Source organism: Novosphingobium sp., from assembly GCF_039595395.1.
In the GTDB taxonomy this organism is placed as follows: domain Bacteria; phylum Pseudomonadota; class Alphaproteobacteria; order Sphingomonadales; family Sphingomonadaceae; genus Novosphingobium.
Map to the genome: position 1 here is coordinate 473,712 of NZ_JBCNLP010000006.1, position 23,983 is coordinate 497,694.

Genomic DNA, 23,983 nt, shown 5'->3' on the forward strand with positions numbered 1-23,983 from the left:
TGCCCGGATGACATGAAGCTGTCGTGCATGAACGGCAGGGAGCGAGCATGCACCCGATTCGGCGCTTCCTTTTTGCCACGACGATGCCTGCCGCGATCATGTCTCTCGCCGCGCCGGTGGAAGCCGGTGCGCCCGATCCGGCACGCGGTTTCGACATTCCCGCGCAAACCCTGGCCGCCGCGCTCGATCAATTCGCGCATCAGGCCGGGGTGCAATTGCTCTATCCCTACGCTTATGCCGCGGCGCGGCGCAGTGCGCCCCTGCATGCCGCCCTGCCGCCTCGCCACGCTCTGGAACATTTGCTGCGTGACAGCGGGCTGACGATTGCCCGCTACGCCAATGGCGTTGTCCTGCTGAAGCCCGCGCCCGTCGTCGCCGCGCGAAAACAACCCGCGCCGCAGCTCGTTCGCCCCCGGCTTGCCACCCCACCTCCGGCGCCCGATCCCCGGTCGCAGGAGGACATCATCGTCACCGGCCGGGCGAGCGGCACGGCGCTTTCCCCCGAAGAGGCGAGCTATGCCATCACCCGCTTCGACGCCGATATGCTGGCGCGCCGGGGCCCCGGATCGACCGCCGATCTGTTCAAGGAGGTCCCCGGCTTCTGGGTCGAAAGCACCGGCGGCGAGGCGAGCAACAACATCCGCGCGCGGGGCATCCCGACCGATGGCTATTCCTCGGTCGCGATTCTGGAGGACGGGCTGCCGGTCCAGTATGATGGCGGGTTGGGCTATCTCAACACCGATCAGGTGGTGCGCAGCGATGCCACCATCGATCGGGTGGAGGCGGTGCGCGGCGGCCCCTCGGCGATCTTCGCGCCCAATGCGCCGGGCGGCAGCATCGATTTTCTGACGCGCAATCCGCTCACCCGCCCCGGCACCAGCCTGTCGGTGACCGGCGGCTCCACCGGTTATCGGCGGATCGACGGCTTTGTGGGGCTGCGCCTGACGCCCCGGCTGGGGGTGTCGCTCGGCGGCTTTTACCGGCGTGATGATGGCTTGCGCGATCCGGGCTATCCGGCCGATCGGGGCGGGCAGATCCGGGCGGGCATCACCTATGACGATGGGCGTAATCGCCTGTCCTTCAATGTCAAACATCTCGATGACCGGGTGATCCTCTATCTGCCGGTGCCGCTTCAACTGGACAGCGCGGGGAATGTCGCTGCGATCCCCGGCTTCGATCCCTTGCGCGATACGCTGGCCGGGCCCGCCAATGTCCATGTCGCCTTCAAGACGCCCACAGGTCCGCAGGATTTCGACCTGTCGCAAGGCACGCACAGCCGGATCACCTTCTACACCGCTTCGAGCCACGTCGCTTTGGGCGGGCACAGTGCGCTGGAGATCAAGGCCCGGCTGCGGACCGGATCGACCTTGCGCAACGGCCTGTTCCCTGTTGGCCGCCCGATGACGGGCGACGCCTATATCGCCAGCGTGTGGCCTCAGCTTGCTGCCGGTTTTCCCACCGCTGCCAGCGCCGCGCTGCGCTATGCCGACACGGGCGCGACGTTTCTGCCGGGCAGCAATGGCAACGGGCTGGTGGTGGGCGCCAACCTGCTCTCGATCCGCCTGCCGATGCGCGAGTTCATCGGCGATGCGCGGCTGACCAGCCGGTGGCACGCGGTGGGCGAGCATGATCTCGCCTTCGGGCTGACCTATGCTGACAGCCGCCTTGGTTTCGCCCGGTCGATGGGGACCGTGCTGCTCGATGTGCGGGGGCAGGCGCGGCGGCTCGATGTGGTGGCCTTGGGCGCGGATGGGCGGCAGGTGGGGGCGCTGACCGACAATGGCTTTGTGCGCTATGGCTCTCTGTTCGACAATGCCACGCTGCGCACGGCCAATGTCGCGCTCTATGCCGGGGACGAGTGGCGGGTCAGCCCGCATTGGCGCATCGACCTGGGTGCCCGTTGGGAGCGGACGCGCATTCATGGCGGTGTCGAGGGATCGAATGCCGTCAATCTGGGCGATCCGGCCACGCTGGCCGACGATGCCGTGCTGACCGGTAATGGCATCGTCGCACCGATCGACCGGCACTTTTCAGGCTTCAACGCCACGCTGGGGGTCAATTATCACCCCAGGCCGGGGCTGGGACTGTTCGCCCGCGTCACCAGCATCGCCCGGCTGCCGAGCGCCACCGACTTCACCTCGGACCCGCAACGCAGCGACGAGGCGCCGGTGCCCATCACCATGGCGGAGGCCGGTGTCACCCTGCGGCGCCCGCACTGGCATGTGCAGGCGGTCGGCTTCGGGACCCATTTCGCCCGGTTGCCCTTTACCGACTATCGTTTCGATCCGGCGACCAGCGCCTACACCAACCAGACCTCCATCGCGGATACCTCGGCCATCGGTCTTGAACTGATGGGGCATGCCGATGTGGCCGGTCCCTTGCAACTGGATGTGCAGGCCACCTTGCAGGACCCGCGTTATCGGAACTTCCGCTATACCGAACTGACCAATGGCGTGGCCGTGGCCCATGATGCCAGCGGCAATCAGTTGATCCGCGTGCCCCGGCTGGCGCTGCGGGCCACGCCTTCGCTGGTGCTGCTGGCGGAGCGGGTGAGGGTGGGGGTGGACATCATCCATTATTCGGCGCGCTTTGCCGATATCGCCAATTCGCAGCGCCTGCCGCCCTTTTCGCTGGTGAACATCCATGCGAGCGCGCGGGTGAACGACCATCTGATGGTGACGCTCAATGGCACCAACCTGACCAACGCCCTTGGCCTGACCGAGGGCAACCCCCGCATGGGCTCCTTCGATGCGGGCGGGATGAGCGGCGGCTATTTTCTGGCGCGGCCCGAGTTCGGGCGCACGCTGCGCGCGACGGTGAACCTGACCTATTGACCGGAGCGCCGCCATGGACGCAGATAGCGCTGGCCTGACACAAAAGGGCCACGCAGCGTGGGGTGCTGCGCGGCCCTTCTGTTTGTCTCAGGCGTCCGGCTTAGAAAGTGATGCCGAGCGAGCCGAAGACCTGGCGCGGCGCCGAAGCGTGGAACACCTGGACCGTGCCCGAGGCATCGTCGGGCGCAAACACGCTGTTGTCGAAATTGGCGGCATAGCGCTTGTTGGTCAGATTGGTGACGTTGAGCGAGGCCTTCAGCCCTTTGAGCGGGCCGACATGGCCGAAGTCATAGCCCAGCCCCAGATCCAGCGTGAAATAACCGCCAAAGCTCTGGTCGTTGGTGTAGGTGTAGTAGCGGCGACCGGTGTACTTGCCCTGCAGCGAGGCCGACAGACCGCCCTGTTTCACGGTCAGCATGCTGGAGACCATAGTCTTGGGCGTATCGACCTGCTGCTTGCCCGCCGTGGCCTTCACCACGCAGCTCGCGCCCGAGCACCAGTCGAGGTTCTGGTCATAGGTCGTGGAATTGAGCGAGAGCGAATTGTACCAGCTCACCCAGTTCAGCGGCTTCCACAGGGCGCCGATTTCCATGCCCTTGCTCGTCACGCTGCCGGCATTGTGGAAGGAGTTGCCGCAGCCCGGCTCGGACTGGCGCGCGGTGGCGCAGGGGTTGTACTGCAGCAGGCGGTTGTCGAACTTCGAATAATAGCCGCTCAACGACACCTGCAGCGTGCGGCTGACATAGCGGTAGCCACCCTCGACGCTGCGCGACTTTTCGGGTTTCAGCGTGTTGCCCTGAGCGTTCCACACACTTTGCGTCACCGACTGGGGCCCCAGCTTGAAGCCGCCCTGATACATCGCCATGTTCTCGGCATAGCTGGCGTAGATCTCATGCCCCTGCGCAATCTTGTAGCGCAGGCCGACCTGCGGCAGGAAATAATCCTGCGCCACCAGCGAACCTGTCGCGAACTGGCTGGAGGCGGGCGGCGCGGTCTTGGCGATGCCGGGCAGGGCATGCGCGTCGGAGCGCGAATAGGTGCCCTTGAAGCCGAAATCGACGGTCAGCGTGTCGTTCAGCAGCGACATCGTGTCCTGCAGATAGAACTGGCGCGTCTTCCAGTCGGTGGATTGTACCCATTGCGCGCTGTCGGGCTGACCCTGAAGGTATTGCGCCAGATCGCTCGGGCCGGTGACATTGCTCCAGATGTAGCGCGAGGCGCTGCTGGTGTTCTCTTCCAGCCAGAAGCCCGCCTGGAAGCGGTTGAAGGCGACATTCCACGTCAGGCTGCCCAGACCGCCGCTGCGGTTGATGGTGTAGCGCGTGTCGCGGATCTGCACCGGCACGTCGTCCGAGGTGTCGGCGGTGCCCTGCGTCGAATAGGCCGAGTTGATGAAGTTGTTGCCCGCGCCCTTGTCGTGATGGTGATAGGCCTTCAGGCTCAGCGTCAGCGCCTTGGACAGGTTGAAGTCGCCGGTGAGGTAGTACAGCTCGTCGTTGCGCAGGATCTGGCCGTTGGTGTAGGTGTATTCGCTGTCATAGGCGGTCGCGCCGCTGCATTTGCTGGACTTGAGCACGCAATAGGAGCGGCCCAGATAGCCCTGCCAGTCGGGCGCCATGCCGCCGAAATCCCAGCCGCGACGGTTCAGCATATCCTTCGACAGATAGGCGTCGTCGGCCTGATTGGTGCGCGACACATCGACAAAGGCGCGGATCACGCCGCCGTTGAACTGATACTTGAGCTTGCCGTTGAACTGCTTGCCGGTGGAGGTGTTGCCCGCCGCCTGGTTCACAAACAGATTCTGGCGGCTGTACTGGCCCGAAAGATAGGCCGAGAAACCATTATGCTCGCCGGTGTCGAGGCGGACATAGGTGCGCAGCGCATCGGCGCTGCCGAAGCTCTGAGTGATGGCGCCGCCCATATGCTTGAGCGGATCGCTGCTGGTATAGGTCACCGCGCCGCCCAGATTGCTGGTCGAGGGGATGCCCAGCCCCGCGATGCCGGTGGCCAGATCGGCGCGGCCCAGATTGTCCGAGATCAGCGCGCGGTTGATCGTCAGGCCATTGTAATTGTTGTAGGCGCCGTCGCCCAGCGGAATGCCGTCGAGCGCATAGCCCAGATGGGTGGTGGAAAAGCCGCGCACCTGCAGCGACATCGACTGCTCGTTCAGGCCCAGCGCGTCGATCGACTGCGACATCACGCCCGGCAGGAAGTTCAGCGCCTTTTGCACGCTGGTGCCCGGCGGCAGCACGTCGAGGTTCGAGGGCACCAGCGTCGAGACCGAGCGGGTTTCACCGCTGCCCACGACGACAATGGCTGCCTCATCCTTGCTGTCCGTGTCCGCCGGAGCAGTCTGTGCATGGGCCTGGGTGGTGAAGACAAGACAGACGGCAGTCGTCAGCGTGAAAGCGGATTTTTTCAAGATTTTGCCCCATGATTGCAATTGCGCCGCAAGAACTTGTGCACGGGCGCCCAAAGCATGAGGCGGGCCTATGTCATTGTAATATGACAGCTATGCTACACGAATGTTGGTTATGTAATTTTTATGCGGGCGCAATTGACTGGGCATTTGATCTATAGTGTGAGGCGCCGGAATGCAGGTCGATTATGACCGTCCTGCTCAAATTGGGACTGCGCTCAGCATCCCGTGCCCACGATTGTTGACATCGATGTCAGATCAGGGCACAGCGCCGCCAAACATGCCGCAAAGGCATGAACAGGGAGCCGATCGGATGTTACGGGACAGGCGCGAAGCGCGCATCAGGCTTGCGGATCTGGGTCTTCTCGCGCCATCCCTGCCGACGGCATCCATCGCCCGCATGGTCGAGCGCTGATCCATGTCCCCTAACGGAAAGACGGCCATGACAGACACACGGCATCTGGTGATCGTGGGCGGCGGCACGGCAGGCTGGATGACGGCCGCCTCGCTGGCGCAGGCTCTGCCGCGCGGCAGTTGGTCGATCACTCTGGTGGAATCGCCCGAGATCGGCATCATCGGCGTGGGCGAGGGCAGCTTCCCGACCCTGCGCAACACCATTGCCCGGCTGGGGCAGGGCCTGCCCGGCGGGGATGAGCGCAGTTTCATGCGCGCCGCGCGTGCCACCTTCAAGCAGGGCGTGCGCTTTGTCGGCTGGGCGGGTCAGCAGACGCCGGGCTCGCAAAGCGACGATTACTTCCACCCCTTCGACCTGCCGCGCGACAATTTCGACGAGCGCCTGCTGCCCTTCTGGCTGGACAGCGGCGTCGATCCGCGTCGCCCGTCATGGGCCGGGTCGATCTCCGTGCAGGAGGCGGTGATCCACGCGGGCCGGGCGCCCAAGCGTGCGCAGGACGCGGATTTCACCGGCCCGCTCAACTATGCCTATCACTTCGATGCGACCTCGCTGGCGGCATGGCTGCGCCAGATGGCGCAGGCGCGCGGGGTGCAGCGCATCGAAACCACCATCGCCTCGGCCCGCCTGACGCCCGAGGGGCAGATCGCCGCGATCCTGCCCAAGGATGGCAGCCCGGAGATCACCGGGGATTTCTTCATCGACTGCTCGGGCCTGTCCGCCATGCTGATCGGCGATGCGCTGGGCTCGCCCTTCGTGCCGGTGAGCGACGTGCTGATGAATGACCGCGCCGTCGCCCTGCAGATCCCCGATGCCGAGCCCGGCCAACCCATCGCCCCCTACACGCTGGCGACTGCGCATGACGCGGGCTGGATCTGGGATATCGCTCTGCCCGACCGGCGCGGCACAGGCTGCGTCTATTCCAGCGCCCATATGTCCGACGACGAGGCCGAGGCAACGATCCGCCGCTATGCCGGGCCTGCGGGGGACAAACTCTCCACACGGCGCCTGCAGTTCCGCACCGGCTATCGCGCGCAGCAATGGATCGGCAATTGCGCCGCCGTGGGCCTTGCCGCCGGCTTCTTCGAGCCGCTGGAATCCACCGGCATCATGCTGATCGAGGTGGCCGCCCATCTGCTGGGCCAGATGCTGGCCGTGCCCTCCGATCCCGCCGTGATGGCGGCCAGCGCGCGCAGCTTCAACCGGCTGATGACCGCCCGTTTCGGCGCGATCACCGACTTCCTGAAGCTGCATTACTGCATCAGTCGCCGCCGCGACACGCCCTATTGGCGCGACAACACCGATCCGTCCTCATGGAGCGACAGTCTGCGCGACCGGATCGAGCAATGGCGCCACCGCGTCCCCTCACGCTTCGATTTCGTGGTGGACCATGAGAGCTTCCTCCCGCCGAGCTGGGGTTATATCCTCAATGGCATGGGGTTCGAGACGCAGGCCGGGCAGGGGGCCATCGATGCCGATCCGACCGAGGCCGCAAGGGTGCTCTCGGCGGTGGGGGCGCTGCATCGGGGGGCGCCTCAGGCCATTGCCGCTTTGCCCGATCACCGGGCGCTGATCGACCAGATCCATCAGCCGGGCTGACCGCAGGGCTTAAAGCGCGCTGGCGGCGGTGTTGCCCAACTGATCGGGGAAATGCTCGCTGTCGTTCTTCTGCCAGGTCGGATCGCTTCGGGGCGAGGCCTCGATCAGTCGCGCCTCAAGGCCGATGTTGTGCATGGCATGGATGCCCAGCAGCGCCTCGAAGGCCTGTGCCTTGCCGATCCGCGCCTCCAGAATGGCCAGCGTTTCAGGGCGGGTGACATAGTCCGCCGCCTGCATCAGGGCGGCGTCGCGCGTGCCCGCGATGACGATGATACGATTGCCATCGACCCCGGCAAAGGAGCTGATCAGCGCATAATCCTCGCCCTCGGCATCGCTGTTGTTGAGATGGCTGGTGGCCATGAAATGGTGGCCGCTGCGCTGGTCGATGATTTCGTCATAGCTGCTGCCCACGGCAAAGCGCGAATGGTCGAACACCGCCTCGCGCAGGCTGCCCAGGCCACTGAGATAGCCCACATAAACAATGCCATTGTTCTTGAGCAGGGTGACATCCATCCGCGATGTCGGCACCACCGCGACCGCCCCCATGCCATTCGGGCCAAAGCGGAGCAGCGGCGCCACCGAGCGGATCGCCGTGCCCACCCCCAGCGGCAGATAGCTGAGGCCGAGATCGATATAATCGCGGCGGTGGGCCTCATCCATCGCCTTGAATGTGTCGAGATCGCGCGGGGAATTGACATCGAACTCGCGCCTCAGCCGGGCGACCTCGCCATCCGGCCCGTTTTCGCCGAAAATGTAGTAGTCCCCCACCACGATGGCGGCCCGGCGGCTGTGCGCAAACAGCGGCTGCCACAGGGCGGAGTGCTGGATGCCCCCCAGATGGCCCGGATCATCCTGCCACCGGCCGATCTGCCAGCCCAGCGCAAGGGTCAGGAGCGGGGCGAGCAGGGCAGCCGCCAGCCACCACACCCTGCGACGCGGCGTGGCGGGGGGCAGGGGCGGCTCGATGACCGGCTCCGGTTCGGGTTCCTCTGGTTCAGCTTCCGGCATGGCCAGCGGTTCCAGCGCCAGCAGATAGCCGCCCTTCGGCAGGATCAGGCGCATGGGCTGGTCCTTGCCCGGCCCGGCATAGAACTCGTCCAGCTTGCGGCGCAGGCGATGGACATAGACCCGCACCGAGGAATCGGCATCGCCTTCACCAGCCGGGCGGGCGAAGACGGCCTCGGCGATCTCGATTTCCTTGGGTGCGCGTCCGGTCTGGGCGCGGGCCAACAGAAAGCGCAGCAATTGCTCCATCACATGCGATCGCCCCAGCCCCTCGGCAGCGAGCACCAGAGCGACCTGGCCGTCGAGACTGTCATGGGTGGCAGGGGATGGGGTGGGTTCGATCGTCATGTCTGGGCCGGGTCATGCCGGCGGGACACCGGTGTTTCTTGCACTGTAACATTATCTGTAACGTCCTCTCAACCGTAAAGAACTGGGTGTGCGCGGGGAGATTTTGGCAAGAGCGAAGCAGGATCAGGAAGAAGAGCGCAGGGAGATAGGCGTGTTCGTTTCGAAGGTGGCAGCAAGAAGGTTTTTTATATCGACTGCCCTCGCTGCCGGAGCGATCGCCACCCCCGCCTGCGCGGCAGATGAACCGGACGCCGCCGACCAGTCCGCTGCCTCCACCATTGTGGTCACCGCGTCACGCGGGGATATGCTGGGCAAGGCGCTGACGGCCAGTCAGGGTTCGATCACCCGCGCCGAGGTGGAGTTGCGCCCGATCTATCGCGCCGGGCAATTGTTCGAGGCGGTGCCGGGGCTGGTCGTCACCATCCATTCGGGCGAGGGCAAGGCGCAGCAATATCTGATCCGTGGCTACAACCTCGACCATGGCACCGATTTCGCCAGCTTTGTCGATGACATGCCGGTCAACAGGCCGACCAATGCCCATGGTCAGGGCTATTCCGACCTCAATTTCCTGATGCCTCAGATCGTGGCCGGGGTCGATTACACCAAGGGGCCCTATACGCCGGGCATCGGCGATTTCGGCTCGGTGGCTTCGGCGCATACCAGCCTGCTCAACGATCTGCCCGCTCAGGTGGCGGTGACCGTGGGCACCGATGGCTATCAGGAGCTGTTTGGCGGCGGCACCATCCATTTCAAACATGGCGGCAAGCTGCTGGCGGCGGTCGGTCTGGGCCATTATGACGGCCCCTGGCAGCCCAAGCAGAACTTCCAGAAGGTGAATGCCGCACTGCGCTATTCGCAAGGCAGCGCCACGGACGGTTTCAGCCTGACCGGCCTCTATTACAAGAGCCGCGGGCGCCTGATCACCGACCAGCCCGAACGCGCCATCGAGAATGGCACGATCAGCCGTTTCGGCACGCTGGACCCCAGCGATCACAGCCTGTCGGAGCGGTTCAGCCTCTCGGGCCATCTCGACAAGAGCCTTGGCGGCGGGCAGCTTTCGGTCAGCCTCTATGCCATTCACAGCACGATGACGCTGTGGAACAATTTCACCCATTATCTGCTCGATCCGGTCAATGGCGATCAGGAGGAGCAGGATGAGCGCCGCACCACCCTGGGCGGCGCGGCCAGCTACAGCTTCCGCAAGGATCTGGGCGGGATCAGCTTCGAGACGGTGGTGGGGCTTCAGGCGCGCTACGACGGCGCCTTTGTCGATCGCAAGCATACGCTCAGCCGCAACACCATTCTGCCTTACTGCAATGCTCAGGATGATGACGGCAACACCACCACCTTCAGTGCGGTGAACGGCAATTGCACCGCCGACCATGTGCGGCTGCTCGATCTGGCGCCCTATGTGCAGGAGACCGTGCGCTTCACGCCCTGGCTGCGCGCGGTCGTCGGCCTGCGCGAGGAATATTACCACGCCACCGACCGCAGCGACATGGACGGCAATCACTATGCCGGGCAGCAATGGCTGGCCCAGCCCAAGGTCAATCTGATTGTTGGGCCTTTCGCCAAAACCGAAATCTACGCCAGCTATGGCCGGGGTTTCCATTCCAATGATGCGCGCGGCGTGTTCGGCACGGTGGCGGCTGAAGGTATTCAGGCCAGCGGTGTGGCCACGCCGCTGCTCGCCTCGACCACCGGTTTCGAACTGGGGATGAGGAGCAATCTGATCCCCAGGCTGCAGTTGCAACTGGCGGTGTTCCAGCAGGATTTCGGTTCGGAACTCAGCTACAATGCCGACACCGGGCAGGATGAGGCCGGCGCCCCCAGCCGCCGTCAGGGCATCGAGGTGGGCGGGCAGTACCATCCCTTCAAATGGCTGGAGTTGAACGCGGATCTTGCCTTTTCCAAGCCGCGCTATCACACCAATGATCTGGCCGCTTATGGGCTGGAGCAGCCTTATATCGCCGATGCGCCCAATTTCATCTATTCGGCGGGCGTGCTGATCAACGGGCTGGGGCCGATTTCTGGTGGGTTGCAATGGCGGCGGCTGGGCACGCATTCGCTCAATGATGGCACGAAATATCCGCAGGACGGCGGCTACAGCGAGTGGAACATGGATGTGTCCTATGCCGCACCCCATGGCTGGAAGCTGACGGTGGGCGTCTTCAACCTGTTCAACAGCAAGGATGCGGCCTCGGATTATTACTACACCAGCCGTCTGCCGGGCGAACCGGCGGAGGGCATCACCGGCTTCCAGACCCATCCGCTGGAGCCACGCTCTGCCCGCTTCACGCTTGCAAAGACCTTTTGAATGATCGCGGGAAGGTCTCGGTCAGGCTCGCAAACACCCTGATCGAGGCTGTTTCGAGCGATTTTGACAGGCCTGTCATCGCCCGCGAACACCGTTGCCCCCATTATCGAGGCGGCGATGTGTTGCGCCTTGTTTGCGGACACTTTCAAGTCTCTCGTTCAACAGAGCAGCACGGTTGAGTTCGAGAAGAAGATAAGATCCGCCCTGCAAATCGAGTCCGAGGTTCACATGAGGTTGTGGATATCAAGCCGACAGGCGCCCGTGGATCGCCAGAGAGCCTCCCGAGCTTCCTGTCTATGTTCTGACGCCGAATTCGAGGCGTGCTGCACATGCAGCCAGCTCTGACGGCCATCCGGCAAGATCCTGCGCAGGCTGGCCGTCTTCTGGTTTCCAAGCTGTTGGGAACGATGGATGGTGGTCAAGCCATGACGGAAATGCTTACCACGAACTTATAGTGCGAGAGACCTGCGGCGCTTGAACGGGATACCCATAAGAGACCGGTTTGACCTCGATCCGTTTCAAGAGCCCTACGCCCAGATCCGCGGCATCTGCTCATCCCCATTAACGTAGGGCGGCTTGTGATGGCTCCGTCTTAAGCCCTGTATGTCGGGTTTCAGCGGGAGAGGGCAGGGGCACTACCTGGCTGGATGGTGCTGGAATGTCCGGTAGGTCGTGGTATCCGGAAAGTCAGGTAACTGCGCTGGATCTGGAATAGCCGCCATTGGTTCAGTGAAGGCAGTTGCACGCGACATGAGCAGGTTCAGGTGCCATGGGGTCTTGAGCAAACCAATGCAGATGAAGTTATCGGCAGGTAGCGGGATCTGGCTAGTGTGATATGAAACGCTCAGCAATTCAGCATGAGGACATAGACCAATTTACTCGCAACGATGAGCGGGCGTTGCCCATCACGAAAATTGGACAGGGCTGAAACAAATGGGGCCAGCACTGCCTGCAAGGGGAAGACGGTGACCGTCTTCGATCCCCTTCCTAGCGCCTTAAGGTCAGGGTCAGGCCGTAGGTCATCGGGCGTGCCGCGATCCGGACCAGCGTGTCGGTGAACCGGTACATGTTGTTCCAGTCGTAGGCATTGGTGACGTTGCGCCCCCATGCGATCACCGACCAGCTGTCGTCGCTCGCCCGCAGTCCTGCACGCAGATCGAGCGTGGAGTAGGCGCGCAGGCGCAGTTCGGGATCGTTGCCCAGGCTGGCGCTGGTCGCGCTGTGATGCGTCAGATCGACGCCCAAGAAACTGCGAAGGTCAGCCCCGACCGACCATTCGTAGGTCGCATCCGCGATCATCTGGAAGCGGGGCGAATAGGGGAAGGGGGATCCTGCGAAATCCGTCAGCACGCCGTTCTGGTCATAGCCTGTAAAGCGCTGGACCTTGCTTTCGACGGCCACGGCGGACACGCCGAGGTCGAGTCCTCGCGCAGGCCGCGCCCGAAGCGAGCCCTGGAAGCCGAAAACGCGCGACTTCGGGATGTTGACCAGGGCTTCGACCGCACCGAACACCGGATCGGCGACCCGGCCCCGGACCTGCTTGTTGCGGTAGTCGTAGTAGAAGCCCGCCGCCTCGATCCGGACGATCCCGCCCCAGATCGGTGCCTTGACGCCGACCTCGTAGGCCAGCAGCGATTCCTGGCTGACAGGCGCGAACTGCAGCGAGCTGCTCACGCTGAGCGAGGGAAAGCTGCCGGACTTGAAGCCCTTGGCGAGGCTCGCATAGAGAAGCGAGCCTCCATCCGTCTTGTAGTTCACGTTGCCCCGCCAGGAGACGTTGCCCTCCGCCAGGCGGTCACGGGTTGCCGCCTGCTGCAGCGTCGCCGCGTCGATCTGGATGCAGCCGCTTTGCGGGACGGGGTCGACCGTTGGCAGAGCGCCGCGCGCCGCGGCGCTGAGATAGGCGAGGGTCTCGCCCAGCGTAGGATCGCTGCCGCTCTGCTGGCAGCCGTAGAAGCGCTGGAGAGTGTTGGTGTAGCGAAGCCCGCCGATTAGCGTCAGACGCTCTCCTGCACGATACTCCACGTTCCCGAATGCGGCTAGATCGCGCTTGTGGAACTCGAACGCGCCGCCGACGGTGGTGAAGCGCGTGAAGGCGCCGGGCAGCGGCTCGGCAAGCGAACCCGACACCACGTCGCCAGCGAAGCTCTCATCGGATTTCTGCCAAGCCGCATAGCCTCCTGCCAGCCAGCGCCACCGGCCGGTCTCGCCTGCCAGACGAGCTTCCTGATTGAACGATCCTACCTGACCCAACTGACGAAAATCGAGAGCCTGGAGCGCCGTGCCGTCCTCGTCGAGGTGCTTGTCCTGATAAAACCGCTGATAGCCGCTGATGGTCGTCAGGGTCACGGTGGGGGTCAGCACGATGTCGCTGCGTAACGTCGTCTGGAAGAACATGTCATGGGCGCCGGGATAGAAGGGCGTCCAGTCGGCCGCGCGCGCATTGGCGGGTGCCGTCGGATAGGTCTGCAGCGCGTTCACGCATGTCGGCGCGTTGGCGCAGGCCACCTTGATGAGCTGGACCGCCTGGGTGTCGGAACGGTCGATCCAGCCGTTGACGTTCAGGCTCATCCTGACGCCCGGCGATGGCTCCCACTCGACGATCGCCCGCGCCGCGCCCTGGTGGGTGGCACCGTTGGTGTCGGACCTTGTGTAGCTGCGTTGCCAGTCTCCGCCCTGAACCGTCTTGAGCGCGAGGCGCGCTTTCAGGGTGGGGCTCAATGGCCCGCTGACATAACCCTCGGCTTCGAGGGTGTCGAACCGGCCGAAGCTCAAGGTGCCACCTTCCTGCAACCGGCTGGTGGGCTTGGCCGCGATGTAGTTGATGGCGCCGCCGGTGGAGTTCTGCCCGTAAAGCGTTCCCTGCGGTCCCTCGAGCACCTCCACCCGCTGGATGTCGATGACGCCGACCTGCAGATAGCTCGGCAGCGCGAGCGGGCTCTCGTCGAGATAGACGCTGACCGCCGGAGAGGCCGACAAGGTGGAGTCGTAGAAGCCTACCCCGCGAAGGGTGAGGACCGGCGGGCCGGCGGTCGTCCGGGCGAAGGTCAGTCCCGGAACGACGCGTTCGAGGTCCTCGATCGAAGCGATGCCGCGTTCCCGCGCCGACTGGCCGGAAAGGCTCGCGACGGAAGCGCCGACGTCCTGGGCGGCCTGTTCCCGCTTCTGCGCGGTGACGACGATGTCGTCGGCCTGGCCGGAGGCCGACTGCGCCCGGCTTTCCGCCGAACACAGGAGCGTGGCCGGTATGACCAGGAAACATGCGGCTTTCATCTGTCACCTGTCGTGAAGGATGCCGAGCTGGTCATGCCAGCCGGCTAGGTATTCTGAGGCCCGCCTAAGCGACCAGATACAGCCCGCTCTGCCACCTTCATGGCAGAGCATGGCAGTCAGGCCGCCGCAGGACAGTTGCTTGCGAGCGGCGCGCGCCGGGGTTCAGATCATGCTTTCGGATCGACCGCTGCCGGCGTGTTGCGGGGAATCGAGAAGGAGAAACTCGCACCCGATGTTCTGGTGGTATCGAGCGTGAGCACCCCGCCATGGGCTTCCACGATGGATCGGGCGATGGACAGGCCCATGCCCATCCCATCCGTCTTCGTCGTGAAGAAGGCATCGAAGATCGTCGAAGCCAGGGTCGGGTCGATGCCGGGGCCGGTATCGGCGATGGTGAAGAGAATTTTATCCGCCTGCTCGTCCACGCGCAGGGTGACCTGACGGACCGGGGATTCCGCATTCGCCATGGCCTGGGCCGCATTGAGCAGGAGGACGATGATGACCTGCTGCAACTGCACGCGGTCGGCGACGATCTTGCCGGGCTCGCCGGAATGGACAAAGTCGATCGACGTCTGGAGTGTGCGCAACTGAGGCCTGACGAGTTCCACCGAATCCACCACGAGCGCGGCTGTCTCGCAGGGCGCTCGATCAGGTTCCTTGCGCAAGGCGAGCGACCGGATTCGCGAGATGATCTGGGAAGCGCGATTGGCTTCGGACACCATGCGCTCCAGAGCATCGCTGACCTCGCCCAAATCCGGTTCCACACGCTTCAACCACCGCCGGGCGCCTTTGCCATTGGTGCAGATCGCGGTGAGCGGCTGGTTGACCTCATGTGCGATGGACGCCGCCATCTCGCCCAGCGTGGCGATGCGGCTGGCATGGGCCAGATCGTTCTGGGCCTTGATGAGTTCGCGCAGCGCCGTGATGTTGCGCCCTGTGGCATAGACCTTGTCGTCGAAGCGGGAAATGTCCCACTGCAGCCAGACGAGGCCGCCGTCTTTCCTGATGAGACGGTTCTCGACGGTGATGCGATCGCCGTCCTTCACGAGCCTGTCGAGCGCGGCGATGCTCAGGGCGCGGTCATCGACATGGCAGATCTCGATCGGATGTCTCGAATGCATATCCCGCTGGGTCCAGCCCAGCATATGGGTCCATGCCGGATTGAGGTCGATCGGCACATAATTCGTGTCCGCGATCGCGAAGAGGTCGCTGGAGGTCTTCCACAGGAGATCACGTTCCCGCTTGCGGGCGGTAAACTCGGCCTCGGAGTCGTGGTCGCCGCGGGCTGGTTTGAAGGAGTGCGCCGGCATCGCCTCTGCAGCGTTGACCGGGAGCGTCCCTGTCTTGCGGCGGAGAGCGTCGATCCGTGCAAGGGCAACCGTTCCGCGAAGCTGGGCTGCCGCGAATTTTGCCACTGCCATCTGCGAGTCCGTCCAGTCTTGCCGACCATCGGCATGGACGAAAAGGAAACCGAGAGTCTTGCCCTGTTCCAGGACCCGGATGTCGAGCCGGCCTTGCAATTCCCTGGTGGATATCAGCCCAGATCCCGGGACCGGACCGGAGGCAGTGAATTCAAAATTGCCGAAAGCGAGTTCAGGGAGAGCCTGATCGTCAGAAGCCTGCCAGACAGCTTCGATCGCTATCGTCTCGGCACTGAGGTCGGCCAATGCATAGCCGACGCTATCGGCGCCGAGCGCTTCGCCAAGCAGGCGCAGGAGATCGATCGGGGGTAAGGACATTTCTTTGATCGGGTAGGTCAACGGACGAATGCATGCCGGCGAGCTGCGGCGCCTGCATCGATATCGAACGATCGTCGAAGGCCCGTCTGGCCGCGTCCTTCAGTGGCTGCTTGAGCGCCAGAGCCCATAATCTTCGCGTCCCTATCTATAAAGCTGCACGGATTCTCCGCTCCAGCCAGCAGCGCTTCGCTGTTACCGTCACGCTGCATTCCCATGACCATGTCGGGGCTATAAGCGGAGTGTACGGAACTGAACAACGAGGGTATCGGCCTGTAAAGGATGGCTTTACGCCTCTTTACGCCTCGCGGGTCCCCAAGCGGGGAACCTTCCACCGCGCCCTTCGGGATATCGCTTCGTCCTGCGGTGGGGGCGGCCCTCTTCCTGCCGAACGATGGGGTGACAGGCTCCCGATCACCCGGATCGACCGCCGACACCCAGCCTTACGAAAGCGGGGCCGAAAAGATCCTGAAGAACGGATGACGGACATAGGCTCGACGCGCTGGAATTCTCAACCAGACGGTCGTGCCTCCAGACGCGCCGGGACGTATCGCGAGCTCGGCCCCGATCGATGCGGCTCTCTCGTTCATCCCGGTCAACCCAAGTCCCGGACCAGTCCTTTCTCCCTGAATGCCGATGCCGTCGTCGGCCACTGTAATGTCCAGAAACCTCGGCTGGAACGCGATGGTGAGCGTAACACGGCTAGCCCGCGCATGGCGGGCGGCGTTGAACAGCGCTTCGCCGACGATTTCACGAGCCTCTCGGGCTGCCGACGCCTGAATGGCCCTCGGGTCGCCTTCCTGGTCGAAGATGCGGCGGGTTTCGGCGGTGAAGGCCGCCTCGTCCAGAAGGCGCGCCATATCGACCGCGAGGTCGGGTTCCTCGTCCGATGTCCGCAACCCGAGTATCCGGCTCTTGCCCTCGGCGATCAGCCTGTCGGCTCGGTCCAGCGTCTTGTCCAGAAGCGCCCGGATGGGATCGCCCTCATGCAGGCGGTTCGCGACGGACTGAAAGTTGAGAACGAGACCCTGAATGCTCTGGAGGAGGGTATCGTGCACATCGCGGGCGATCCTCTCGCGCTCGCTGGCCCGTTCGGCCGCCTGATTGCGCAGGTAGCGAGCGACCTCTCCCAGCCGCCACCGATAGAGCAGCCAGGCAACGGCTGCCGTCAGCGCGATGCATGCTGCTCGAAACCACATCGTCTGGTAGAAATAGGCCTGGACGACGATGTCGACGGCGGCTCCCTTGCCGCTCCAGGCTCCGCCCTTGTTGGCGGCGATGACCTCGAAATGATAGATGCCCGGACCAAGGCCGGTGTAGCTGGCCGAGCGGGTGTTTCCTCCTTCGATCCAGTCCTGATCGACGCCGGACAGTTTGAAGCGGAACCGCATGCGTGCGGGATCGACGAAGCTGAGCGCGGTGAAATCGATCTGCAGACGTGTCGTTCCGGCTGGCAGCTCGAGCCGGGACTGTGGCCCATATCGGTGACCCGTCGTCTGGAACCCGGTGATCTGGACAGGGGGGGCCGCGCGGCTCACCCGCCTGTCGCGAGGATCATAGATGGCGATCCCGCCGTTGGTGGTGATCCAGACCCGCCCCTCGCGATCGGTGGTGATGTTCGACATGTTGAGAAAGCTCGGGGGGCCGGGCAGGCCATCCGACAGTCCGAACACCTCCTCCTCGGGATGGAAGCCGTGATCGATGAAGGCTCTTTCAAGATCCCTGGTGCGATAGCGCACCACGCCCCTGTCGGTCTGGAGCCAGGTGTCGCCTTGAGGCGTCTGAACGATGCCGGTGGTGATGCTCAGCGAGGGGAAGTGATCCCTTGACAGTGTATGGAATGTTTTGCCGTCATACTGAACCAGCCCACGGTCGCCGCCCAGTAGCAGATAATGTGGCGCCTGATACATGACCTCGATCATGCCGAGCGTCATGTCCTGCTGCTTCCACAACTGCTCGGTATGGATGCCGTCTGTTCGCCACAGGCTGCGATGGCCAACATAGGCCAGCATCCGCCCCTGTCCGTCGGGAAGTACATTGAGGACATTGTAGCCGCTGTCTTCTCCGAGCGGCACAATCTCCGGGCCCGAAGCGCCAAGTCTTACGAGCCCCTGCTGGTCGCCCACCCATATGTGGCCGTGCTCATCCTCGACGCAATGGCCGCCAAAGGTGAGTTTTCCAAGGTTCTGGGTGCCCGCCATCGAGACGCGCTGGCCACGGCGGCCACCAAGCAACTCCAGCCTGTCACCACCACGCGCGACCCACAGGGAACCGTGCGCTCCGGGGCAGGGGGCGAATTGATCGGGCAGAACGATGGGTTGCTTCAGCAACTGGCCGTCCGGCCCCGTCCTGAACAGATCGTGGCCTTGCCTCACCCATACGGCTCCCGCGCCGTCGCGGATCGCATAGGGGGGCGAAACCTCATGCCCCTGGGCCGGGTCCTCCACCATCACCGGCCGGAAGGTAGACGGACTGAAGCGTTCCAGACCCTTGTTCGTCCCCAGCCAGAGGTTGCCTTCCCGATCGACCAGCGAGGCCTGATCGTGGAGGTTCTCGCCAAGAATGGGCAGGCGATATGGGCTTTTCCATAGCGTACCCAGTCGCGTGACGGCTTTACCGTCCTGCAGGCCGTAACGCCTGACCTGGTTGTCGTCCTCTACCGACCAGAAAGTGTCGGGGCCGTCGAAAACGACACGACCGCCTTCTTTCACTGCCGGGCGATGCAATGCAGGACCAAGATGGGCAGGCGCTTGTGCAGAGGGCGGCAGCAACCGATGCATCGCGTCCCGCGTTATCAGCCATGCCATTCCCCGTCCGTCCACGGCAAGGCTGGCATCGGCGAAGCTGCGAGGCGCGACCTCCTGCATCTCCTGCCGAAAAGGCGAGATCACGAACAGGCGGTCGTGGAAAAGCAACCACAGGAAGCCGTCCTTCCCGGAGGTCGCGTCGTTCACCCAGCTCGTGAACGGTTGCCTCACCCATGTCTTCCATTGCCCCGCCATCAGACGGGCGATGATCAGGTCGCGGCCATTGCCGGTGATGGCCCAACCAGCACCTTGTGGGCCCCCGCGCATGTAGAAAACGGTGTGGAGGTCAGGGTTGTCGATCGGCGTCTGCTGCCCATTTCGGTAGACCGAAATCCCGCCCCATTCATGCCCGATCCAGAGATTACCATCGGGGGTCACCAGAAGCGCGTAAATGCAATCCGATTGGAGAGGCTTGGGGCTTGAGGGAGGCATGCGCTCGAAGCGAACGCCATCGTAGCGGTAGAGGCCGTTGGTGGTGCCAAGCCAGATGGTTCCATCCGGCGTCTGGGCGATTGCCCGGATGGCGTTTGGCGCGCCTTCCCCACTGCCGGAGAAATGCCGCTGCCAGGGTAGAGGATGGTCCTGGCCTTTGGACACCGCCAGCACAGGCATGAGCCCAAGCGCGAGACAGACGCCAACCGCCCGGAGCGACATTCTGACCTTCCTGTGCAATGCCTTTTTCTGCCGGACCATGGACTTCGCTCTAGCCGATCTTCACGTGATGGGGGAGCATATCAGATTGGAAGAATCCCCCGCTTGATCGCCTGTGTGACAGCATGGGTGCGGTCCGCAACCCCGAGCTTGAGGAAGACGCTCTTCAGATGAGCCTTGACCGTCTCTTCGGAGATGCCCAGATCTCCGGCGATATGCTTGTTGGACCGCCCCAGCGCAACCAGCGACAGGACTGTGGTTTCCCGCCCGGCAAGGGGCCGATCCATCTTGTGAGAAGCCAGATCCTGAGCCACGTCAGGATCGATGTATGTCGATCCGCCGGCAACGGCCCGAATGGCCTCCAGCATGGCCTGGCGAAGGCTGCTTTTCAGCATGTATCCTGCGGCACCGGATGCCAGCGCCCGGGATGCCTGACTGTCGCCAGGGTAGGTCGTGAGCACAAGAATTCTCGAAGCGGGCGCTTCGGCCATGATCGTGGCGATCGCCTGCACGCCATTGAGCCCCGGCATCTGAATGTCCATAAGGACGACATCCGGCCTTAGCTTGCGCCATTGCTCCACCGCCTCATGGCCATCGGCGGCCTCCCCGACCAGGGTCATGTCCTCTTCGGCCTCGATGATCGCAGCGACGCCTTCCCGTATGATGAGGTGATCGTCGGCTATAAGGACACGTATCATCTTCACGACGCCTGCATCATTTCACGCTGGACGCCGGCCTTGCGAGCGGGCTGTCCTCCAAGCCCGGCGGATTTTGGCGTCAGGCCGCCCGAAAGGCAAGCCTCGGATCGGATTGGGACTTCCCGGCTCTGGACAATTCGTCGTTGCTGCGGAGCGAAGTCTGGCTGACAGGCCGCGAAGGGGCAGCGACTGCACTGTAATCTGGGCATGTCGTGCGGACACTGCAGCCAGGCGACCATGGCCACATGATACAAGCATGGCCCATCCGCCATTGAGCCGCCTCAGAATGGGGGCTCGATGACGGATGGGACTATCGGCCCCTCAGTGGGTGAGGGCGGCCTCGAGGTTACCGAAGACCCCCAGTTGCTGCAGCAGGATGGGGACGGCGACATAGCAATGGAACGAGGTCACCTTGCCGTCCTTGAGGTGAAACACATCGCAGCACGGAGCATGGATTTCCTTGCCGGTCGGCAGGATCGTGCCTGCCGGCAGCGGAAGCGCGCCGTCGTGTGTTCCATTGAGCGAGAGTTCGACCACGACAACATCGCCGATGACATGCAACTCGTAGAGTTCGCGGTGCATATCCGGAAAGGCGCTTGCATAGGCATCGACGGGCTTGCCGAGGTCGTCGCCGTAATACTTCATGCCGGCGCCGACGTCGTAGAAATATCCACCCTCGGCGAAGAGCGAGACGAAAAATTCCGTGTCTTTCGCCTTCGCCTCGGCGGCGGCGTAAAGCGAGCGGATGATCTGTTCGTTGTCGTGCATGACTGCATCCTCTTGTCGGAGATTTTGAAGGGTGAGGAGCGGGTCTTGGAATGCTCCAGGCTGCGCAGAGTGCCTCTGTGCCTGCCAGGGTCTTCCTATCGGATTCAGATCCGCGGATCGCCTGATCGTGGGTATGAAATTCCTGTCCGGCCAGATGAAGGCACTATACACGGGTATGAAATCCGAGCGAATAGCCTTGCTAAAAGCCTCCGGCAGAGTGACGCACCCGGTGGCGATGCTGGCCAAGAGGCTGTCGTTTCAGGTGTGAGGCAAGCCCTCGATCACGCCGACAAGCTCCCTCAATTCCAGCAGCGCGGGCAGATCCGCCGAGGCTGTAACGCCGGCAAGCGTGGCGTTCAGGCCGTCCAGGGCATCGCCAGTTCGCCCCCGGTCAAGCTCGAGGCGGGCCAGGGCAAGCGCCGATGGGATTTCGAAGGCCAGCGTGCGATTGGTCCGCGCTATCGTGATCGATCGACGGTAGAGGTCTGTCGCCCGCCCCCGCGCGCTGTCGTCCGATCCCTCCCTTGCCAGCACGAGATCGGCCTGCACGCGGTGAAACTGGGCGGCGACGAAAGGGTCCTCCTCGCTGCTGCGCCTGTCCCAGGCCTCGAGGATCGCCCCTTCGGCGCCATCCACTTCGCCAAGCTTGAGACGGGTTTCGGCCAGAATGGTGAGGAAGGTGACATCGAGAGAGGCGGAAGGGACGCCGGTGGCGAAATAGGCTTCGAGCAGATCGCGAGCCTCCGTGAACCGACCCTCGAACCAGGCGAGGCAACCGCGATAGGCCTGCGCCGTGACCGCCCAGAGCGCGAATTCGCGGGCATGAGCCTCCAGCAGGCGAAGATAGAAGCGCAGCCGGTCGACGTCGCCGCTCAGGACCGCCGAACTGCAGCCGCCAAAGGCCAGTGCCTGAAACCGGTTCTGCGGCGAACCGATGCGCTCGGCGCGTTCCAGCGCCTGATCGATCAGCGCGACGCCGCGGCCCGCCATCCCCCTTACCCAGAGCAGACCGCCCAGTTCGAACAGGGCCAGCGACACGACATCCATGCCCAGCGGGATCGCGACCCAGTCGGCAAACGAGGGTGGAGGGCTCTGCAGGATGTCCTCGAAGCAGGCGGCGGCATCGTCCCATTCGCCGGTCTGCACCTGCGCGATCGCCACGCATACGCGCGCGAAGGCGATGAGCGCGTCATCCTGCGCGGCCAGAGCCATGGTGTGATAGTCTCGCGCGAAGGCGAGTGCCTCGTAGCCCCGGTGCCGGATCAGATGGTAATAGCACCCATGGAACAGGTTGCGCATCACGAGAAAATCGTCGCCGACCTGACGCGCCAGAGACAGGGCCTGGGTCACGGTGTCGATCCCCGCCTCATCGGCCGCATCGTAGAGGACGCCATAGGCCAGGGCAGTCAGTGCGGCGGCCTGCCGAACCGGATCGTCGGGCCCTTCGCGATGCGCGCGAAGCGACCAGGCTGCATGCTCCCGGTAAAGACCTTGCGTGAGCCACAGGCTCTCGCCCGCCAGCGTCAGATCCATGGCCAGATCGGGCCGCCCGCTTTCCCAGGCCCAGCCGAGCGCCTGCCGAAGATCCTTGACCAGCGGAGGCGCCGCGCCCTTGCCGCCGACGAGGGTCAGGATCGTCGGCTCCAGTACCCTGAGCCTGTTCAAGATGAAGTCGGCATGGCTCAGAGCCAGTTCGTCATGGTCCTGGATGCCGGGCAGCCGTGCCGCCGCGAAATGGCGGGTGGTCTCCAGAAGGCGATAGACTGCCGGTTCATGATCGATGCGGCAGTTAAGCAGGGACTTGCGGGCAAGAGCGATGATCGCCAGACGGGCCGTCCGCGTATCCAGCCGACCGTAGGTGATGACCTGACATGCGTCATCAAGCGTGAAGCTGTCGGCAAGGACGCTCAGCCTCTGCAGGGTGAGGGCCTCGCTCTCGCTGAGCAGATCATAGCTCCAGCCGATCGCCGCCTCCAGCGTGCGATGGCGGGGAATGCCGCCGCGCCGTCCCAATGCCAGCGAGGAGATGCAGTCGTCCAGCCCGTCGCGAATAGCATCGAGGCCCAGGGTTCCGGTCAGGCTGGCGGTCAGATCGATGGCGAGGGGGATGCCGTCCAGACGGTGGCAGATGTCGGCGATCATGGCCATATTGGCTGCGTTCAGCGTCAGTTTCGTCCCCGTGGCGGCAGCCGTTCGCAGGAACAGGGCAAGGGCTCCAAAGCGAGAGGCCATGTCCGCAGAGACATCGGCGGGCGGCAGATCGAGCCCGTTGACAGGCGTTACGAACTCTCCCGGCAGCCGCAGGCTCTCCCGGCTGGTCGCCACGATGCTGACACCCGGCGCATGGGTGAGAATGTTGCTCGCCAGATCGGCGGCGGCCTCGATCACGCGTTCGCAGCAGTCGAGCACCAGCAGCAGGCGACGGGTGCGCAGGCAGGTCAGAATGTCGGCGGTCACCTCGCCCTGCACCGGGCGCTGCAAGGCTGCGGCAACGCTTGCGATCACCTCCTCGGGGCGCGAGGCCATGCCCAGATCGACAAAACAGACGCCATCGAGGAAATGCCCGTCGAGCCGCCGCGCCAGTTCGAGCGCCAGGGTCGTCTTGCCGATGCCTCCGGGACCGACGATCGAGACCAGACGGTGCGCGCTCAGCGCCTGATCCAGCATGGCAAGCTCGGCTTCCCGGCCGACGGGTCTCACCAGATTGTCGGGTGCGAAGAAGCGCTGCGCGATCTGGGCCGCAGGGGAGATGCGATTTGCCCGGACTTCGCCCTGGAAACTGTAGCCCAGCGACTGCTCGGTCACGATATCCTTGCCGCCCTGGCCAAGGACACGGCGGATGTTGCCGATCTGAACCCTCAGATTGGCGGCATCCACGCTGATCCCCGGCCACGCCTTTTCGAAAAGCTCCGACTTGCTGATGAGATGTCCGGGGCTTTCGAGCAACGCGGCCAGAATGGCAAACGCACGATGGCCGATGGGCACATAGCTTGTCCCGCGCCATAGCATCTTGCGCTCAGTATCGAGCGTGAAATCTCCAAAGACGAGTTCCAAGTGGCGGTCCCTGTGCATCTGCCAGTCGAGCCTGCATGCCAAGCGGCAGGTCGATCGATATC

Annotated in this window: 12 protein-coding genes; 3 read left to right on the forward strand and 9 right to left on the reverse strand. The window is 63.9% G+C overall.

The features are described 5' to 3' along the window. Window positions 1-47 precede the first annotated feature (47 nt). Entirely contained in the window at window positions 48-2,834 is a 2,787-nt protein-coding gene (locus ABDW49_RS22175; RefSeq protein WP_343615321.1) for a TonB-dependent receptor, read from the forward strand. Window positions 2,835-2,934: 100 nt separating this feature from the next. Here the strand turns inward: ABDW49_RS22175 and ABDW49_RS22180 are convergent, their stop codons facing one another. Then, the gene (locus ABDW49_RS22180; RefSeq protein ID WP_343615322.1) at window positions 2,935-5,256 is read right to left on the reverse strand and encodes a TonB-dependent receptor; all 2,322 of its coding nucleotides are present in this window, start codon (window positions 5,254-5,256) and stop codon (window positions 2,935-2,937) included. 439 nt (window positions 5,257-5,695) lie between these two features. On the opposite strand from ABDW49_RS22180, the gene ABDW49_RS22185 reads away from it, so the two are divergent. Continuing rightward, entirely contained in the window at window positions 5,696-7,264 is a 1,569-nt protein-coding gene (locus ABDW49_RS22185) for a tryptophan halogenase family protein (RefSeq protein WP_343615324.1), read from the forward strand. Between the two features lie 9 nt (window positions 7,265-7,273). On the opposite strand, the gene ABDW49_RS22190 is transcribed toward ABDW49_RS22185, so the two are convergent. After that, on the reverse strand, window positions 7,274-8,617 hold the full coding sequence (locus tag ABDW49_RS22190) for a helix-turn-helix domain-containing protein (RefSeq protein ID WP_343615325.1): 1,344 nt from the start codon (window positions 8,615-8,617) through the stop codon (window positions 7,274-7,276). 151 nt (window positions 8,618-8,768) lie between these two features. Between ABDW49_RS22190 and ABDW49_RS22195 the strand changes: the two genes are divergently transcribed. After that, a complete protein-coding gene (locus ABDW49_RS22195; RefSeq protein ID WP_343615327.1) occupies window positions 8,769-10,934 on the forward strand; it encodes a TonB-dependent receptor in 2,166 nt (721 codons plus the stop codon). Window positions 10,935-11,009: 75 nt separating this feature from the next. Here ABDW49_RS22195 and ABDW49_RS22200 read toward each other — a convergent pair whose 3' ends face one another. The 7 genes from ABDW49_RS22200 to ABDW49_RS22230 all read right to left on the reverse strand — a co-directional run bounded on the left by ABDW49_RS22200 (window position 11,010) and on the right by ABDW49_RS22230 (window position 23,921). Next, window positions 11,010-11,162 carry a hypothetical protein gene (locus tag ABDW49_RS22200; RefSeq protein ID WP_343615328.1) on the reverse strand — a complete coding sequence of 51 codons (153 nt, stop codon included), beginning with the start codon at window positions 11,160-11,162 and terminating at the stop codon, window positions 11,010-11,012. Window positions 11,163-11,921: 759 nt separating this feature from the next. Then, the gene (locus ABDW49_RS22205) at window positions 11,922-14,207 is read right to left on the reverse strand and encodes a TonB-dependent receptor (protein WP_343615330.1); all 2,286 of its coding nucleotides are present in this window, start codon (window positions 14,205-14,207) and stop codon (window positions 11,922-11,924) included. A 167-nt stretch (window positions 14,208-14,374) separates the two neighbouring features. Then, window positions 14,375-15,967 carry an ATP-binding protein gene (locus ABDW49_RS22210; protein ID WP_343615331.1) on the reverse strand — a complete coding sequence of 531 codons (1,593 nt, stop codon included), beginning with the start codon at window positions 15,965-15,967 and terminating at the stop codon, window positions 14,375-14,377. Between the two features lie 419 nt (window positions 15,968-16,386). Next, on the reverse strand, window positions 16,387-19,443 hold the full coding sequence (locus ABDW49_RS22215; RefSeq protein WP_343615332.1) for a two-component regulator propeller domain-containing protein: 3,057 nt from the start codon (window positions 19,441-19,443) through the stop codon (window positions 16,387-16,389). A gap of 41 nt (window positions 19,444-19,484) precedes the next feature. Further along, window positions 19,485-20,099, reverse strand: coding sequence for a response regulator transcription factor (locus ABDW49_RS22220; RefSeq protein WP_343617357.1), 615 nt, complete (start codon window positions 20,097-20,099; stop codon window positions 19,485-19,487). Window positions 20,100-20,420: 321 nt separating this feature from the next. Further along, complete coding sequence (locus ABDW49_RS22225) at window positions 20,421-20,867, reverse strand: nuclear transport factor 2 family protein (RefSeq protein WP_343615334.1); 447 nt, start codon at window positions 20,865-20,867, stop codon at window positions 20,421-20,423. 258 nt (window positions 20,868-21,125) lie between these two features. Beyond that, window positions 21,126-23,921, reverse strand: a complete 2,796-nt coding sequence (locus tag ABDW49_RS22230) for a winged helix-turn-helix domain-containing protein (protein WP_343615336.1) — start codon at window positions 23,919-23,921, stop codon at window positions 21,126-21,128. Between the last annotated feature and the right edge of the window lie 62 nt (window positions 23,922-23,983).

What these genes read in the sequence shown, in the direction of transcription:
- ABDW49_RS22175 (WP_343615321.1), top strand. Translation starts at nt 48, where the DNA reads ATGCACCCGATTCGGCGCTTCCTTTTTGCCACGACGATGCCTGCCGCG.
- ABDW49_RS22185 (WP_343615324.1), top strand. Translation starts at nt 5,696, where the DNA reads ATGACAGACACACGGCATCTGGTGATCGTGGGCGGCGGCACGGCAGGC.
- ABDW49_RS22190 (WP_343615325.1), bottom strand. Translation starts at nt 8,617, where the DNA reads ATGACGATCGAACCCACCCCATCCCCTGCCACCCATGACAGTCTCGAC.
- ABDW49_RS22205 (WP_343615330.1), bottom strand. Translation starts at nt 14,207, where the DNA reads ATGAAAGCCGCATGTTTCCTGGTCATACCGGCCACGCTCCTGTGTTCG.
- ABDW49_RS22215 (WP_343615332.1), bottom strand. Translation starts at nt 19,443, where the DNA reads ATGGTCCGGCAGAAAAAGGCATTGCACAGGAAGGTCAGAATGTCGCTC.
- ABDW49_RS22220 (WP_343617357.1), bottom strand. Translation starts at nt 20,099, where the DNA reads ATGATACGTGTCCTTATAGCCGACGATCACCTCATCATACGGGAAGGC.
- ABDW49_RS22225 (WP_343615334.1), bottom strand. Translation starts at nt 20,867, where the DNA reads ATGCACGACAACGAACAGATCATCCGCTCGCTTTACGCCGCCGCCGAG.